Annotated in this window: 15 protein-coding genes; 7 read left to right on the top strand and 8 right to left on the bottom strand. The window is 69.3% G+C overall.

Annotation, left to right across the window (positions count from 1 at the left end):
• The first annotated feature begins 13 nt into the window (after nucleotides 1-13).
• A complete protein-coding gene (locus AC5Y7V_RS13205) occupies nucleotides 14-1,006 on the top strand; it encodes an FAD-dependent oxidoreductase (protein ID WP_499880479.1) in 993 nt (330 codons plus the stop codon).
• Entirely contained in the window at nucleotides 1,003-1,785 is a 783-nt protein-coding gene (locus AC5Y7V_RS13200) for an enoyl-CoA hydratase/isomerase family protein (RefSeq protein ID WP_499880478.1), read from the top strand. The genes AC5Y7V_RS13205 and AC5Y7V_RS13200 overlap by 4 nt, the downstream gene beginning before the upstream one ends.
• 13 nt (nucleotides 1,786-1,798) lie before the next feature.
• Here AC5Y7V_RS13200 and AC5Y7V_RS13195 read toward each other — a convergent pair whose 3' ends face one another.
• Together AC5Y7V_RS13195 and AC5Y7V_RS13190 are read right to left on the bottom strand one after the other, a co-directional pair.
• Nucleotides 1,799-2,191, bottom strand: a complete 393-nt coding sequence (locus AC5Y7V_RS13195) for a phage holin family protein (protein WP_499880477.1) — start codon at nucleotides 2,189-2,191, stop codon at nucleotides 1,799-1,801.
• A gap of 32 nt (nucleotides 2,192-2,223) precedes the next feature.
• On the bottom strand, nucleotides 2,224-3,291 hold the full coding sequence (locus tag AC5Y7V_RS13190; protein ID WP_499880476.1) for an amidohydrolase family protein: 1,068 nt from the start codon (nucleotides 3,289-3,291) through the stop codon (nucleotides 2,224-2,226).
• Between AC5Y7V_RS13190 and AC5Y7V_RS13185 the strand changes: the two genes are divergently transcribed.
• Nucleotides 3,281-4,630 carry an MFS transporter gene (locus AC5Y7V_RS13185; protein ID WP_499880475.1) on the top strand — a complete coding sequence of 450 codons (1,350 nt, stop codon included), beginning with the start codon at nucleotides 3,281-3,283 and terminating at the stop codon, nucleotides 4,628-4,630. The genes AC5Y7V_RS13190 and AC5Y7V_RS13185 overlap by 11 nt on opposite strands.
• A gap of 2 nt (nucleotides 4,631-4,632) precedes the next feature.
• Here AC5Y7V_RS13185 and AC5Y7V_RS13180 read toward each other — a convergent pair whose 3' ends face one another.
• A complete protein-coding gene (locus tag AC5Y7V_RS13180; protein WP_499880474.1) occupies nucleotides 4,633-5,922 on the bottom strand; it encodes a competence/damage-inducible protein A in 1,290 nt (429 codons plus the stop codon).
• 54 nt (nucleotides 5,923-5,976) lie between these two features.
• On the opposite strand from AC5Y7V_RS13180, the gene lipJ reads away from it, so the two are divergent.
• Nucleotides 5,977-7,350: a bifunctional lipase/adenylate cyclase LipJ gene (lipJ, locus tag AC5Y7V_RS13175; RefSeq protein ID WP_499880473.1), complete on the top strand. Its 1,374-nt coding sequence runs from the start codon at nucleotides 5,977-5,979 to the stop codon at nucleotides 7,348-7,350.
• A gap of 305 nt (nucleotides 7,351-7,655) precedes the next feature.
• Nucleotides 7,656-8,150, top strand: coding sequence for a macro domain-containing protein (locus AC5Y7V_RS13170; RefSeq protein ID WP_499880472.1), 495 nt, complete (start codon nucleotides 7,656-7,658; stop codon nucleotides 8,148-8,150).
• On the opposite strand, the gene AC5Y7V_RS13165 is transcribed toward AC5Y7V_RS13170, so the two are convergent.
• The gene (locus AC5Y7V_RS13165) at nucleotides 8,147-8,452 is read right to left on the bottom strand and encodes an MTH1187 family thiamine-binding protein (RefSeq protein WP_499880471.1); all 306 of its coding nucleotides are present in this window, start codon (nucleotides 8,450-8,452) and stop codon (nucleotides 8,147-8,149) included. The genes AC5Y7V_RS13170 and AC5Y7V_RS13165 overlap by 4 nt on opposite strands.
• Nucleotides 8,453-8,503: 51 nt before the next feature.
• On the opposite strand from AC5Y7V_RS13165, the gene dtd reads away from it, so the two are divergent.
• Entirely contained in the window at nucleotides 8,504-8,935 is a 432-nt protein-coding gene (dtd, locus tag AC5Y7V_RS13160; RefSeq protein WP_499880470.1) for a D-aminoacyl-tRNA deacylase, read from the top strand.
• Nucleotides 8,936-8,953: 18 nt separating this feature from the next.
• Nucleotides 8,954-9,871 carry a class I SAM-dependent methyltransferase gene (locus AC5Y7V_RS13155; RefSeq protein WP_499880469.1) on the top strand — a complete coding sequence of 306 codons (918 nt, stop codon included), beginning with the start codon at nucleotides 8,954-8,956 and terminating at the stop codon, nucleotides 9,869-9,871.
• Here AC5Y7V_RS13155 and AC5Y7V_RS13150 read toward each other — a convergent pair.
• The 4 genes from AC5Y7V_RS13150 to AC5Y7V_RS13135 all read right to left on the bottom strand — a co-directional run bounded on the left by AC5Y7V_RS13150 (nucleotide 9,868) and on the right by AC5Y7V_RS13135 (nucleotide 16,068).
• On the bottom strand, nucleotides 9,868-10,893 hold the full coding sequence (locus AC5Y7V_RS13150) for an alcohol dehydrogenase catalytic domain-containing protein (protein ID WP_499880468.1): 1,026 nt from the start codon (nucleotides 10,891-10,893) through the stop codon (nucleotides 9,868-9,870). The two genes, AC5Y7V_RS13155 and AC5Y7V_RS13150, sit on opposite strands and share 4 nt — an antisense overlap.
• Before the next feature lie 10 nt (nucleotides 10,894-10,903).
• Nucleotides 10,904-12,844, bottom strand: a complete 1,941-nt coding sequence (locus AC5Y7V_RS13145; protein WP_499880467.1) for a flavin-containing monooxygenase — start codon at nucleotides 12,842-12,844, stop codon at nucleotides 10,904-10,906.
• Between the two features lie 106 nt (nucleotides 12,845-12,950).
• Nucleotides 12,951-14,309: an HNH endonuclease signature motif containing protein gene (locus AC5Y7V_RS13140; RefSeq protein WP_499880466.1), complete on the bottom strand. Its 1,359-nt coding sequence runs from the start codon at nucleotides 14,307-14,309 to the stop codon at nucleotides 12,951-12,953.
• An 82-nt stretch (nucleotides 14,310-14,391) separates the two neighbouring features.
• Nucleotides 14,392-16,068 carry a PE family protein gene (locus AC5Y7V_RS13135; protein WP_499880465.1) on the bottom strand — a complete coding sequence of 559 codons (1,677 nt, stop codon included), beginning with the start codon at nucleotides 16,066-16,068 and terminating at the stop codon, nucleotides 14,392-14,394.
• Nucleotide 16,069: the final 1 nt, after the last annotated feature.

Here is a 16,069-nt window from a genome sequence, read left to right as displayed (position 1 = left end):
GAGCTTGCTGCCATTGGCAAGTGACGCGGGTGACGCCCAGCAGATCATCGTCGTCGGCGCCGGCGTCAGCGGTCTGACGTCCGCCGTGTTGCTGGCCGAGGCGGGCTGGCCGGTGCGGGTGTGGGCGGCCGAGATGCCGCAACAGACGACCTCGGCGGTGGCGGGCGCGGTATGGGCTCCCCCGCGGCCCGCCGAACGCGCCGCGGCGACACTCCGTTGGAGCGAGCACTCCCTGGAAGTGTTCACCAAGCTGGCCGACGACCCCGGCACCGGCGTTCGCATGGCGCCGGCGCTGGCGGTCGGGGGATTCGTCGAAGCGCAGGCGGCCTCGCCGGCGGCCGAGCTCATCCCCGACCTGCGGCCGGCCGACTCGGGCGACGTCCCGGCGGGCTTCGGCGCCGGCTTCCGCGCCACCATGCCGATGATCGACATGCCGCACTACCTGGACTACCTGACCCGGCGCCTGGCCGCGGCCGGCAGCGAAATCGAGGCGCGCCCGGTCGCGTCGTTGGCCGAGGTCGCCGACGCCGCACCGATCGTCGTCAACTGTGCCGGGCTCGGCGCAGGAGCTCTGACGGGCGACGACACCGTGCGGCCGCGGTTCGGCCAGCACGTCGTCCTGGCCAATCCCGGTCTGCGGCAACTTTTTATCGAGCTGGATGAGGGTCCGGAATGGACCTGTTTCTTCCCGCACCCCCAGCGCGTGGTGTGCGGCGGCATCAGCATCCCCGACCGCTGGGACACCACCCCGGATCCCGCGGTGAGCGACCGCATCCTGCAACGGTGCCGCCGGATCGAGCCGCGACTCGGCGAGGCCGAGGTGCTCGAGACGATCACCGCGCTCCGTCCCGACCGGCCGTCGGTGCGCGTGGAAGCCGAGCCCCTCGGGCGGGCTCCCCGACAAGCACTGTGTGTGCACAACTACGGCCACGGCGGCAACGGCGTGACCCTGTCGTGGGGGTGCGCGCGCGACGTGGTGGGTCTGGTCGAGGGAGCCGCGCGGTGAGCATCGACTACCGGCTGGACGATCACGTCGCCACCATCACGATCAACCGGCCCGAGACGCGAAACTCGTTGGACATGGCCCACTTTCGCGACTTGGCTCACACCTGGGCGGCGTTCCGCGACGACGAACGGGCCTGGGTCGCGGTGATCACCGGCGTCGGGCGGGACTTCTGCACGGGCGCCGACCTCAAGAAGTTCATCCCCGAACTCACCGGCGACCTGCCCAGACCCGCGGGGTGGAACAAGGACGACGCCATCCACGCGGTGCTGCACCGGTTTCCGGTGTACAAGCCGATCGTCGCCGCGGTGAACGGGACGTGCGTCGCGGGCGGCTTCGAGATGCTGACGTCCACCGACATCCGGGTCGCCGTCCCCGAGGCGCGCTTCGCGGTGATGGAGCCCAAGCGCGGCCTCTTCGCGGGCGGTGGGACCACCGTGCGGCTGCCGCGTCAGATGCCCTACCCGTTGGCGATGGAGCTGCTGCTGACGGCCGACATGGTGGACGCCGACCGGGCCCTTGCCATGGGACTCGTCAACCGCGTGGTCCCGGCGGATCGGCTGATGGACACCGCCTACGAGTTCGCCGACCGCATCGCTGCCAACGCCCCCCTGGCGGTCTTCGCGACGAAGCAGTCGGTCGTCGAAGGTTTGGCGCTCGACCTCAAGGCTGCCTACGACAACGAAACCCGGCACAGCGACCGAGTTTTCGAGACCGAGGACGCCAAGGAGGGGCCGCGCGCGTTCGCCGAGAAACGACCGCCGCGCTGGCGGGCGCGGTGAAGGTTTGGGCGCCTCAGGCGCGCGTGACGTCCCGGATGACCAGCGACAGCACCCAGCTCACGATTGACAGCATGATCGCGGCCCAGATCGCCGTCCACCAGAAGTGATCGATCTCCAGTCCCCAGTGGGTGGTGTGCACCGTGATCCACGAGGTGATCCACAACATCGACGCGTTGATGACGATATGGAAGAGGCCGAGGGTCACGATGTACAGCGGGATCGACAGGATCTGAACGACGGGCTTGATGAACGCGTTGACCAGACCGAAGATCACGGCGACGACGAAGATGATGCCGATCGTCTGCAACGTGGTGCTGCCGCCGACGAACCTCATGCCGTGCACGAAAAGCGTGACGATCCACATTGCGAGTCCGCTCAATGTGGCGCGAAGCAGAAATGGGCCCATGCGGGAAATCCTCCCACTCGCTCGGGTGCGGTTCAGTTGAGGTTGTAGAAACGCTGCGCGTTCAGCCCGCCGATCTTCTCGCGCGCCTCCTCGCTGATGTCGGCGCGGGTTCGCAGGTGCTTGGTGCTTTCCGGCCATTCGCCGTCCCAGTGCGGGTAATCGCTGGCGAACATGATGAAGTCGGCGCCGAGCACGTCGATCACGCCGGGCAGGATCGGTTCCTCCGGCTCGCACGTCACGAAGATGTTGCCCGCGGCCAGGTACTCGTGCGGATCGCGGCGCCAGCCGCGCTCGACCCAGTCGCCCCGCTTCTCGTAATGCTCGTGCAGCCGATCGATGAAGAACGGGACCCACCCCGCGCCCGCCTCGAGGAACGCGACCCGCAACTGCGGGTGCCGCTCGAAGACGCCGCCGGAGACCATCGCGGTCATCGCCGTCATCTGGTCGAACGGAAAGCTGATGCAGTGCACCTGAATGTAATTGGTGAAGCGGTCCACGCCGATCTTCGGCAGATGAATGCCGGGTGCGCCGTGCACGCCCAGCGGCATCTGAAGCTCGACGGCGGCGGCGTAGAACGGATCGAGGTCGGGATGGTCGAGGTTGCGGGTCTTGAGCGCCGGCGGGATCAGCGTCGCCACCAGCCCCAGCTCCTTGGCCTCGGTCATCACGTCGATGGCCGCCCGGCCGTGTTCGATCGGGGTGACCCCCACGCCGCGCAGCCGGCCCCCCGAGGAGGCGCAGTAATCCGCGATCCACTGGTTATAGAGCCGCGAGAATCCCGCGGCGAATTCCGGGTCCTCGAGACTGGGGGCGCACAGCCCCATGCTCGGATACAGCACCATCGTGTCGATGTGATCGCGGTCGGCGTCGCCCAGCACGCCCTCGGGTGAGCGGCAATTGATGTCGGGCGCCTTGCTGATCCCGTGCTCGGGCGGGCAACCGGCGCCGGGCCCCTCGTCCTCCGGATAGTTGCGGCCCTCGAACACCAACCGCAGCCGCCCGTCGGTGCTGGGCCTGACGTGGTCGGGCCAGCGCTTGATCGCTTCGATTGCCAGCGAGGGGTTCTCGGCGACGTGTCCGTCGGCGTCGATGATTCGCATGTATCCGGAACTTACTCTCGCGCATCGCCGCCCGGTACTGCACGATGCTGAAGTGACCACACGAAGCCCTCGACAGAGTCCTCGACAGAGGTTGACCGCCGATCAGCGGAACTCGTTCGTCGCAGCGTTGCTGGGCTGGACGATGGACGCCTTCGACTACTTCATCGTCGTGCTCGTCTACGCCGACATCGCCAAGACCTTCCATATCAGCAAGGCGGAGGTCGCGTTCGTCACGACGGCGACCCTGATCATGCGCCCCGTCGGCGCGCTGCTGTTCGGGCTGTGGGCGGACCGCGTCGGTCGGCGGCTGCCCCTGATGGTCGACGTGATGTTCTACTCGGTGGTCGGGTTCCTGTGCGCGTTCGCGCCCAATTTCACCGTTCTGGTGGTGCTGCGGCTGCTGTACGGCATCGGCATGGGCGGTGAGTGGGGGTTGGGGGCCGCGCTGGCCATGGAGAAGGTTCCGGTGGAGCGGCGCGGATTCTTTTCGGGGCTGCTGCAGGAGGGTTACGCGTTCGGTTATCTGCTGGCGAGCGTCGCGTCGCTGGTGGTGATGAACTGGCTGGGGTTGTCGTGGCGGTGGCTGTTCGCCCTGAGCATCATCCCGGCACTGATCAGCCTCATCATCCGCTACCGGGTGGAGGAGTCCGAGGTGTGGGAGGCCGCGCAGGACCGGATGCGGCTCACCAGCACCAGGATCCGCGACGTGCTGCGCGACGGGGCGATCATCCGGCGATTCTTCTACCTGGTGCTGCTGATGACCGCGTTCAACTGGATGAGTCACGGCACCCAGGACGTCTACCCGACGTTCTTGGGGGCAACGGGCAATCACGGCGCCGGGCTGCCCAGCGCGACCGTCAAGTTGATCGTGATCGTCTACAACGTCGGCGCCATCATCGGCGGCCTGTTCTTCGGGACGATGTCGCAGCGGTTCGGCCGCCGCTACACGATCATCTTCTGCGCGTTGTTGGGCCTGCCGATCGTGCCGCTGTTCGCCTACTCGCACAGCGCGGCGATGCTGTGCCTCGGCTCGTTTCTGATGCAGCTCTGCGTGCAGGGCGCGTGGGGCGTCATCCCCGCCCATCTCACCGAGATGTCCCCGGACGCCATCCGCGGCCTCTACCCCGGCGTGACCTACCAGCTCGGCAACCTGTTGGCCGCGTTCAACCTGCCCATCCAGGAACGCCTGGCCGAGTCACACGGCTACCCCTTCGCTTTGGCGGCGACGATCGTGCCGGTACTGATCGCCGTGGCGTTCCTCACACTGATCGGCAAGGATGCCACGGGGATTCGCTTCGGCACCTCCGAAAGCGCTTTCCTGCCAACCGAAATGACGTGAGGCTATTCGGCGGCGCCGAGCATGCGCAGCAGCAGGTGCATCGCGACCGTCGTCGACCGCTCGCGGACGTCGGAGCGGTTCCCGGGCAGCCGCAGCGTCCGGGTATCGGTACGGCCGTCGCCTAGCATGACGCTGAAACATACTGTGCCGACGGGCTTTTCCGGGGTGCCTCCGCCCGGGCCGGCGATCCCGGTGATCGCGACGGCGGTGTCCGCGCCGAAGCGTTTCAGCGCGCCCGCCGCCATCGCCTCGGCCACCGGTTCGGACACCGCGCCGTGTTGTTCGATGAGAGCCGGGTCGACGCCCAGTAGTTGGGCCTTCGCCTCGTTGGAATAGGACACGACGCCACCGGCCACGTAGTCCGAGGACCCGGCCCGATCGGTCAGTCGCGCCGCCAGCAGGCCCGCGGTGCAGGATTCCGCCGTCGCTATCCAGCGGCCTTGCAGCAACCGGGCCACCAGGTCGTCCACCTTCGAGCCGTCTTCGGAGTAGATCTGCTTTCCGTGGCGCTCGCGCAGCACCTCGGTCAGGCGCGCGTAGGCGTCCGCGGCGTCCGGTTCGTAGCGCGTGACCATTTCGATCTCCCCGCGGCGCAGGCAGGTGGTGATCTCCAGGCGCTCGAAACCGGGAACGGATTTCTCGGCGTCCCGCAGCGTTTCGGCCAGCCCCGACTCGGGCAGCCCGAACATGCGGATCGTGTCCTGCCGGTAGGTCGTTCGTCCGGCGATCGCCTCCTGCGCGGCGGGCGTCTCAATTGCCGTGTGCCACATGGGTTGAAGCTCGCGCGGCGGCCCCGGAAGCACGACGACCGTGGGCTTGCCGGGCACCACCACGCCCGGGGCCGTGCCCACGGGGTCAAGGACATGCGCGCCGTCGGGGATCATCGCCTGTTTGCGGTTGGCGGCCCTGATCGACTCGAAAGTGCCGGGGTCCAGAGCGGATTGGAACGCGGGATTGCGGCTCATCAGTTTCTTGAGGATCTCGGCGATCTTGTGCTCGGTTTTCTCGTCGAGGACCAGCTCGCGGCCGCAGAAGCGCGACACCACCTCGACGGTCATGTCGTCGGCCGTCGGGCCGAGCCCACCGCTGGTGACGATCAGGTCGACGCCCTGCTCGGCCATGAAACGCAGCTGCGCCTCGATGTCGGCCGGGCGGTCACCGCAGATGGTGATGTGCGCCAGCTCGACGCCCAGCTCGAGGAGGCGATCGGCGATCCAGGGGCCGTTCGCGTCTTGGACGCGCCCGGTGAGGACTTCGGTTCCGGTGACGACGATGCCTGCGCGTGCGCTCACCGGCATGAGCCTACTGGCGTGCCTTGTGTCGGTTGCCTGCACTAGCCTGAGGCGGTGGCCGGGACGTCTGCGCCGCGGATTCGCTACGCCAAATGCGGTGATATCGACATCGCCTACCAGGTCTTCGGCGAGGGCCCGGTCGACCTGGTCTTGCTGGCGGGACCGTCGATACCGATCGACTCGATCGACGCCGAGCCCTCCCTGCACCGCTTCTACCGGCGCCTAGCGTCGTTCAGCCGCGTGATCCGCTTCGATTTTCGCGGAATGGGCCTGTCGTCGCGGGTGCCGTCGCTGGAGATGATCGGGCCGAAGTTCTGGGCCGAGGACGCGATCGCCGTGATGGATGCGGTCGGCTGCGAGCAGGCGGCCGTCCTGGCGACAAGCTACAACGCGATGAGCGGGCTGGTGCTCGCCGCCGACTACGCCGAACGGGTGCGCAGCCTGGTGATCGTCAACGGCACCGCGCGGGTGTTGTGGGCGCCCGACTACCCCGTCGGCGCCCGGCCCAGCGCCACCGACCCGTTCACGTCCGTCGCGATCGAGCCCGACGCGGTTGAACAGGGGTTCGACGTGCTGGGAATCATCGCGCCCAGCGTCGCCCGCGACGACGCGTTTCGGGCGTGGTGGGACATCGCCGGCAACCGCGCGGCGTCGCCGAGCATGGCGCGTGCCGTGAGCAAGGTCGTGACCGAGAGCGACGTACGCGACACGCTCCCGCGCATCGGCGTGAAAACCCTTATCCTGCATCGAGATAACGTCCAATTCATCCTGGTGGACAATGGTCGTTACCTGGCGCAGCACATCGCCGGCGCACGCTATGTCGAACTGCCGGGCGAGGATTCGCTGTACTGGGTCGGCGACGCCGGGCCGATGCTCGGGGAAATCGAGGAGTTCATCACCGGCGTTCGCGGGGGCTCCGACAGCGAGCGCGTGCTCACCACGATCGTGTTCACCGACATCGTCGGCGGTACTCAGCGCGCCGCCGAACTCGGCGACCAACGATGGCGAGATCTGCTCGACCGGCACGACAACGTCGTCCGCCGGGAGATCAGGCGATTCGGCGGGACCGAAAGGAACCGGGCGGGTGACGGATTCCTCGCGACGTTTGTGAGTCCCAGCGCCGCAATTTCGTTCGCCGACGCCGTCGTCGAGGCGGTGCGTGTGCTCGGCGTCGAGGTGCGGGTCGGCATTCACGCGGGCGAGATCGAGGTTCGCGGCAACGACGTCGCCGGGCTGTCGGTGCACATCGGTGCGCGCGTTTCGGCGCTGGCCGGGCCGAGCGAGGTGCTGGTGTCCTCGACCTTGCGCGACATCGTGGCGGGCTCCGGGCGCGAGTTCGCGCCGCGCGGTGAGTACGAGCTCAAGGGCGTGCCGGACTTGTGGCGGCTCTACGCGCTGGTCCGCGAGAGGGCGAGCGTCAGGCCTTAGCCGTCGGGGCGCCGGGCTGACCGGGCTGACCGGGCTGTCCGGGTTGGCCGGGTTGGCCGGGTTGGCCACCGGCTCCGGGCGCCCCGCCTGCGCCGCCTGCGCCGCCATCGCCGCCTCGTCCGCCGTCGCCGCCTCGTCCGCCTGCGCCGCCCCGTCCGCCGTCGCCGCCTCGTCCGCCGTCGCCGCCTCGTCCGGCGTCGCCGCCTCGTCCGCCGTTCGCGGGTGTCTCGCTAGTCACGGCTTCACCTGCCTCCCTGGAAAGCCAGACCAGCCTATTTCGCCACGCGTTGCGCGACAATGAGCCGATGATCGAGCTCGAGGTTTTGCAGGCGGACGTGACCAGGCTCGACGTCGACGCGATCACCAACGCGGCCAACACCCAGCTGCGGCACGGTGGCGGTGTCGCCGCGGCAATCGCCCGCGCCGGCGGGCCCGAGGTGCAACGCGAGTCCACCGAGAAAGCCCCGATCGGGCTCGGGGACGCGGTCGAAACCACCGCCGGCGACATGCCGGCGCGCTACGTGATCCACGCGGCGACGATGGAGCTGGGCGGCCCGACTTGCGCCGAGAGCATCACGCGCGCAACGGCTTCCGCGTTGCGCAAGGCCGACGAACTCGGCTGCCGCTCGCTCGCGCTGGTGGCATTCGGCACCGGCGTGGGCGGCTTTCCGCTCGACGACGCGGCTCGGCTGATGGTCGGCGTCGTCCGGCAGCACCGGGCGAGCTCGCTGGAAAGGGTGGTGTTCGCGGTCCACGGCGACGCGGCCGAGCGGGCGTTCCGGGACGCGGTGCGCGGCTAACCGCCGGCCAGATAACGCTCGACGGTGGCGACCTTCTGCGTCATCGCGTCGTGGGCCCCCGCTCGCCAGTCCACCTTGATCACCGTGCTGACCCGGGGCGCGCGGGCGGCCACCGCCTCGACGGCGCGCTGGACGACGCCCATCACCTGCTCCCAGCTGTCGCCCTCGATCACGGTGAACATGGCGTCGGTCTTGTTGGGCAGGCCGGACTCGCGCACTACCCGAACCGCGTCGGCGACCATCTCGCCGACGCCCTCGCCGACGCCCAGCGGGGTGACCGAAAATGCGACGAGCACGGACACGTGACGAGCCTACCCAACCTTCTCGCGGCGAACCTGGCAGCATCGAGGGCCATGCGGGTTCTGGTGCAACGGGTCTCGTCGGCGTCGGTGTCGGTCGACGGCCGGGAGGTGGGAGCGATCCGGCCGGACGGCCAGGGCCTGTTGGCGTTCGTCGGTGTCACCCACAGCGACGATCCCGACAAGGCGCGCCGGCTGGCCGAAAAGCTCTGGAATCTGCGCATTCTCGCCGGCGAACGGTCCGCGTCCGACGTCAACGCGCCCATCTTGGTGGTCAGCCAGTTCACCCTGTACGCCGACACCGCCAAGGGGCGCCGTCCGTCATGGAACGCGGCCGCCCCCGCCGAGGTCGCCGAACCGCTGGTGACGGTGTTCGCGGACGCGTTGACAGCGCTGGGCGCCGAGGTGCAGACCGGTGTGTTCGGCGCGCACATGCACGTCGAATTGGTGAACGACGGCCCGGTCACGGTGTTGCTGGAGCTGTGACGGGTACGTTGGTTTTTCATGAGCACCACACCGGAATTCGGATCGCTTCGTTCCGACGACGACCAGTGGGACATCGTCAGCGGCGTGGGCTACACGGCGCTGCTGGTCGCGGGATGGCGGGCGCTGCACGCGGTGAGCCCGCAACCGCTGGTCCGGGATGAATACGCGAAGGCGTTCATCGCGGCCTCGCAGGATCCGTACCTGGCCGGTGTGCTCGCCAATCCCGGAACCTCCGACGACGAGATGGCCTTTCCGCGCCTGTACGGCGTGCAAACCCGGTTTTTCGACGACTTCTTCGCCTCGGCCGGAGGTGCGGGGATCCGGCAAGCGGTGATCGTCGCCGCCGGGTTGGACTCGCGGGCCTATCGCCTCGAATGGCCGTCCGGCACCACGGTTTTCGAGGTCGACCTGCCGAAGGTCCTGGAATTCAAGGCCCGCGTCCTGGCCGAGCAGGGCGCGACGCCGAAGGCCCGCCGCGTCGAGGTGGGGGCCGACCTGCGCACGGAGTGGTCGCGCACGTTGGAGGCGGCCGGCTTCGACGCGGAGACGCCCAGCGCCTGGTCGGTGGAGGGGGTGCTGCCCTATCTGACCGACGAGGCCCAGAACGCGCTCTTCACCCGCATCGGCGGGCTCAGCGCGACCGGCAGCCAAATCGCCATCGGCGCGCTGGGATCGCGGTTGGACCGCCGGCAGCTCGCCGCCCTGGAAGCCGACCATCCCGGGGTCAACATGTCCGGCGACGTCGACTTCTCCGCCCTCACCTACGAACCCCGGTCCGACCCGGCGGAATGGCTCGCCGCGCACGGCTGGGCGGTCGAACCGGTCCGCAACACGCTGGACCTGCAGGCCGGCTATGGGATGACCCCGCGTGAGGTCGACGTCAAGATCGACGCTTTCATGCACTCGCAATACATCACGGCGACGCGCTCGGGTTAAGGCGTCAGCAGGACCTTCACGTCGTCGCCGGACCGCGCCTCGGCGGTCGCGTAGCCTTTGGCCGCCTCGTCCAGCGGCAGTGTGGTGGTGAAGATTCCGTCGACGTCGAGCCGGCCGGACCGCAGCAGCGGGATCAACTCCGGCCAGGTCCGCTGGACCGGGGCCGTGGTCATCCGCAGCGTGATGCTGCGGATCAGGCAGCCCAAAGCGTTGAGCGGAAACGGATTCATGTCGTGCACACCCACCACCGAGACCGTGCCCCCCGCCCGTACCGCGTTGAGGGCGTCGGTCAGGGACGCGTCGGTGGCGACGGCGTCGATCACCGCGTCGGCGCCGCGGCCCCCCGTCGCCGCGAGGATGGCCTCGACCGCCGGCGCCTTGATCGGCGTTGCTCCCCACCGGGCGGCGCGGTCCAGCCGGCCATCGACCTGATCGACGGCGAAAACCGTTGCGGCGCCTTGGAAAAGCGCGCTGCGCAGCGAACACAACCCGACCGCGCCCAGGCCGATCACGGCCACGGTGCCGCCCAGCGGAATATCGGCGCGCTGGGCGGCGGCCCAGCCAGTGGCCAGGTTGTCGGTCAACAGCAGCGCCTGTTCGGTGCTGATCCCCTCGGGGGTCTTCAACAGCTGGAAATCGGCGGCGGGCACGGCGAGCAGGTCGGCCTGCGCTCCGCCGAGCAGACCCCCGCCGAAGATCTGGAACCCGGAGTAGCACAGGACCGGATCGCGGGTGGCACACCCCGGGCAGTGGCCGCAGCCGGTCACCGAAGACACCATGACCCGGTCGCCGGCCTTGACCGTGCGCACCTCGGGCCCGACTTCTACGACGGTGCCGACGGCTTCGTGGCCCAGCGCGATCGGATCGGGCATCGGGAAGTCGGCCTCGTAGAAGTGCAGATCGGATCCGCAGATGCCGGCGGCGGTGACTTCGACGATTGCTCCGTCCGGGCCGGGCAGAGCGGGATCCGGGCGGGTCTCGACTCGGATGTTGCGGGGTCCGTCGACGACTACCGTGCGCATGCTGGTGTGCTCACTTTCGTTCTCGCACAAGAAATTGCGACCAGTCGGGCTCGCGCACCGCGGCCCAGTATTCGTTGAGGCGCCACGGGCTGACGGTGTGGATCTCGCCGTCGGCGTTCTTGAAGTAGGAATGCTTGACGGCCGGGTGCGACCAGACCATCTTCTTGATCTGCGTTTGTGTTCGTTCGTGCCACGCGGTGGCGGCCTCGGCCTTCGGCTCGATCGAATGCAGCTTCTGCTCCGCCAGGCGCCGCAGGCACTGGTCGACGTAGCGCATCTGCAGTTCGGATTGGAAGATGAGGCTGCCGCCGTGGGCGAGGTGGGTTCCGGGTCCGTAGACAATGAAGAAGTTCGGAAATCCGGGCACCGTGATGCCCAGGTGAGCGTACGGACGACTCCCCCACATGTCGTGCAGGTCAATCCCGTTGCGGCCCCGAACTTTCAGCGGCCACAGCACGTCGGTGTGCCGGAACCCGGTGGCGTAGACGATGACGTCCGCGTCATGGGTCACGCCGTCCTCGGTGATCACGCCATGCGGGGCGATCTTCTGGATCGGGGTGCGGACCAACTCGACGTTGTCCCGTTGCAGTGTCCGCAGCCAGCTGCCGTTGTCCTGCAGGGTTCGCTTGCCCGTGGCGGGGTAGTCGGGCAGCACCTTGTCCAACAGCTCTTGGGAGTCCGGGCCCTCGCCGACCTGGCTGGTGATCCACTGCGAGAACATCATTCGCGCGGCGGCATTGATGTCGCTGACGGCGTAGTCCTGATCGGCGTAGTTCGGGTCGCCCTCCGCCGCGTCGAGGCCCTTGTCGGCGCCGGGCCACAGCACGAGGAACCGATACCACCGCCCGTAGAACGGCAGGTGGCGCATCGCCCAGCGGACGCCGTCGCCGACCTCGTCGTGGTACATGGCGTTCGGGAACATCCATTGGGCGGTCCGCTGGAACACCGTCAGCCGCTCGACTTGGTCGGCGATCGCGGGGGCGATCTGAAATCCGCTGGCGCCGGCGCCGATCAGCGCGACGCGCTTGCCCGTCAGGTCGACCGAGTGGTCCCAGGCGGCGGAGTGAAACGACGGTCCCTCGAAGCTGTCGGCCCCCTCGAATTCGGGGATATTCGGCCGGTTCAGCTGCCCGACCGCGGTGATGACCGCCCGCGCGGTGAGCGTGGTCGTCGCGCCGTCGGCGCCGCGAACCGAGACGCTCCAGGCGCCGTCGCCGTCGTTCCACTCGGCTGCGAGCACCTCGGTGTTCCATCGGATGTGCTCGGCGAGGTCGTGCTTGTTCATCACCTCGGTGAAATAGTCCTGCAACTCGTGCTGCTCGGCGAAGAAGTGAGTCCATTTGTTGTTGGGTTCGAAGCTGTAGCAATAGAAATGGTTCGCGACATCGACGCGGGCGCCGGGATAACTGTTCTCCCACCACGTTCCGCCGGGCCCGGCGTTCTTTTCGACGATGGTGAACGGGATGTTGGCTTGCTTGAGGCGGATTCCGGCCAGAATGCCCGATTCGCCGCACCCGACCACCAGGACCGGTAGCTCGGCGGCGGCGTCGGCCGGCAGCGCGGCCGGGCGACGGGGGTCTACGCCCTCGAGGTCCATCTCCTCGAGGATCAGCGGCAGGTAATCGTCGGTCACGTGTTCGCAGGCGGCCCAGTCCATCATTTCGCGGATGAGTTCGGGGCTCAGCGGCTCGGGCTCGGGGCAACCGCGGTCCCGGTAGTCGGTGATCACCGGCAGCGCCGCCGCGCGGGCCCGGGCCTTGTCCTCCTCCGACATGAACCCCTGGACCTCGTTGAGGAAGATCCCCATGGGCTTGAAGTCCCGGATGAACCGCGGGTCGCCGGTGATGTGGACGAGCGACAGCAGCAGGGTCGGGATGCTGACATCCTCGAGCGCGGCAGCGATTTCGGCCGTCGGGGTGGTGAACGGATGGCCGGCATAGCGGCTGCGCATCAAGCCGATCCTTCCGGTAGGCGGGACTCCGGCGAATTACGCTACGCATGGTTTCGTAATTGGCAGCACCACGCTACCCCGCGACGCCGGAGACGATCAAGAGCCGCTACGGGTCGTCGTCGGTGTCGCGGAGGAATCGTTCGGGGTGATGAAAGCTGTTGGTGCGGGGTTGGCCGCGGTCCAAATGAGGCGGCGGCAGCCATTCGGTCTCGCCGCGGGCGTTGGTGCGGGTGGTCCAGCCTTGTTCGGCGAGCCGGTTGTCGGGTCCGCAGGCCAGCGTGAGGTCGTCGATGTCGGTGCGGCGCGTCGCCGCCCAGCTGCGGACGTGGTGGACCTGGCTGTGATAGGCGGGGGCGTCGCAGCCCGGTTTGGTGCACCCGCGGTCCTTCGCGTAGAGCACGATTCGTTGTGCGCGTGACGCCAGCCGCTTCGTGTGATGCAGCGCCAACGCTTTACCGCGGTCGAAGATCGCCAAGTAGTGGTGCGCGTGGCCGGCCCAGCGGATCACATCCGACATCGGCACCAGGGTGCCGCCGGCGGTCAGGGCCTTGCCGGCGGCGGCCTCCAGCTCCTTGAGCGTGGTGGTCACGATGATCGACACCGGTAATCCGTTGTGGCTGCCGAGCTCACCCGAGGCGAACATTGCGCGCAGCCCGGCGAGCAGTCCGTCGTGATTGCGTTGGGCTTGGGATCGGCTGTCGCGGCGCACCGCAGCGTCGTCGGGCGCCGCGTCGACGAAGGGCATCTCATCTTCGGGGTTGCATGCGCCGGGGGCGGCCAGCTTGGCCAACATCGCCTCGATGGCCGCGCGCAACTCCGGGGTCACCGTGCCACTGATTTTCGACATGCCGTCGAATTCTTGTGCGCCGATGGTGATTCCGCGCCTGCGCGCTCTTTGTTGGTCGCTGAATTGGCCGTCGGGGTTGAGCCAGTCCATGATCCGCTGGGCGTATTTGGCGAGCTCGTCGGGGCGATAGTGGCTGGCTTTGTCGGCCAGGTCGGCTTCGGCGGCCTCACGGGTGGACAGGTCCACTTCGGCGGGCAGGTGGGCGAAGAAGCTGCGGATCACCCGCACGTGCGTCTCGCCGATCAGCCCTTCGCGTTGGGCGCTCGCGGTTGCGGCCAGGTGTGGCGGCAGCGACTCGCCGGTGAGCGCGCGACGCTCACCTAAGTCCTCGGCTTCGTCGATGCGCCGGGCGGCGTCGGCCTTGGTGATCCGCAACCGGTCGGCCAGCGCGCAGCGCAGCGTGCCGCCCAGCTCTTCAGCGCTGGCCTGCGCGCCGACTTGATTGATCAACGCGTGCTGCGGGGCCCGCAGCCGGCGGGCCGCGCCTTCCAACTGCTCCAGCGCCGCCAGTCGCTCCGGGGTGGTCAACACGTCAAACGACAGATCGCAGAGCCGCTTCAGGTCCCCGTTGAACGCATCGAAGGCCGTGACGATCTCCTCGCGCGTACTCGAACTCATGTTCGAAAGACTACGGCAGCCCACCGACAGAATCGCCGAGATGAAACCCCTGAAACCAAAGTGACGGAAGTGGTTTCAGCCGCTAGGGAGTTCCGTTCTTGCCAGGCGCTCCAAACAGGCCGCCGAGGCCGCCGGTGCCGCCGTGCCCGGGGAGGTGGCCGTTGCCGCCGTTGCCGCCGATACCGAATATCGACGGGGTGAAGGAGCCGCCGCTCACCAACCCGGCGTTGCCGCCGTTGCCGCCGTTGGCACCGCCGCTGCCGGTGCCGGCATCGCCGCCGACGCCGCCGGCGCTGAAGAACCCAAGGCCCGCGCCGCCGTCGCCGCCGTTGTTGAAGCCGTTGCCAGACGGAGCGGCGCCGCCGTGACCGCCGGCGCCGCCGATGGCGCCGCCCAGCGCGGCCGCCAGGCCACCGGCCCCGCCGGTGCCGCCGTTGCCGAGCGTCGAGGCGCCGCCGGCCCCGCCCGCGCCGCCGCCGGCGATCCCGGCCACCGTGGCTGCCGTACCGCCGGCGCCGCCGAGGCCGCCGGTGCCGTTGCCGCTGGCCGCCCCGCCCACGCCGCCGTTGCCGCCGATGGACGCGCCCCACCCAATGAAGTCCGGGGCAGCGGCGGCGCCGCCGGCACCCCCGGCCCCGGCGAGTCCGGTCGTGGCGGCCCCGCCCGCGCCGCCCGCGCCGGCCTGGGTCAGGTCGATCCCGAAGAAGCCGGACGAACCGCTGTTGCCGCCCGCGCCGCCGGCGCCGCCTGCAACACCGGCGCCGCCGGCGCCCCCGTTCCCACCTTGGCTCAAGTCGATCCCGAACGGGATCCGAGCGAAGCCCTGGCCGCCGGCCCCACCGGCCCCGCCGACCAAGCCGTCGCCGCCGGCGCCGCCGGCCCCGCCGAAGCCGGTAAAGAGGCCGGTCCCATTGCCGCCGGCGCCGCCGGCGCCCCCGGTACCCGGGCCAGCGGTGGCGTTGCCGCCAGCCCCGCCGGCCCCGCCGATGCCCGAGAGGAAACCGGAGTTGCCGCCGGTGCCGCCGGCACCGGCGTTGCTGCCGGCGATGGGCGCGCCGGCGCCGCCAGTCCCGCCGGCGCCGCCGGACCCGATCAGGAACGCGTTGCCGCCGGCGCCGCCGACACCGCCCGGAAGGGCGGCGAGGAGGGCGCCCCCACCCGTCCCGCCGGCGCCGCCGTTGCCCCACAGCCACCCGCCGGTCCCGCCGGCGCCGCCCGCCATGCCGGGACCGCCTATCCCGCCGGTCCCGCCGGCGCCGATGAGGCCCGCGGGCCCGCCGGCGCCGCCGGCCAGACCGGCGCCACCCGAGCCGCCGTTGCCGCCGCGACCAAACAAAAGCCCGCCCGGGCCGCCCGGCGCCCCGGTGCCGGCTGCGCCATCGGTGCCGGGGCCGATCAGCGGACGCCCCAGCAGCAGCTCGGTCGGGGTGTTGATGACCCCCAGCACGTCTTGCGCGATGGTCTGCAGCGGGTTCGCGCTGGCCGCCTCGGTCGCCGCGTAGGCGCCGCCGGTGCCCTGCAGAAGCTGGACGAATTGGGCGTGAAAGGCCGCGGCCTGAGCGCTGGCGTACTGGTATTGGGCGGCGTGACTGGAGAACAAGGAGGCGATCGCCGTCGACACCTCGTCGCTTGCGGCGGCGAGTACGCCGGTGGTGTTGGCCGCCGCGGCCGAACTGGCCGCGTTCAGTGTTGAGCCGATAGTCGCCACATTCTCTGCCGCCGTCGCAACCGCATCCGGAACTGCAACCACAAACGACATC

Source organism: Mycobacterium sp. NGS34 (assembly GCF_059812845.1).
The sequence above is the reverse complement of the archived record's forward strand: the minus strand, read 5'-3'. Positions and strand labels throughout refer to the sequence as shown.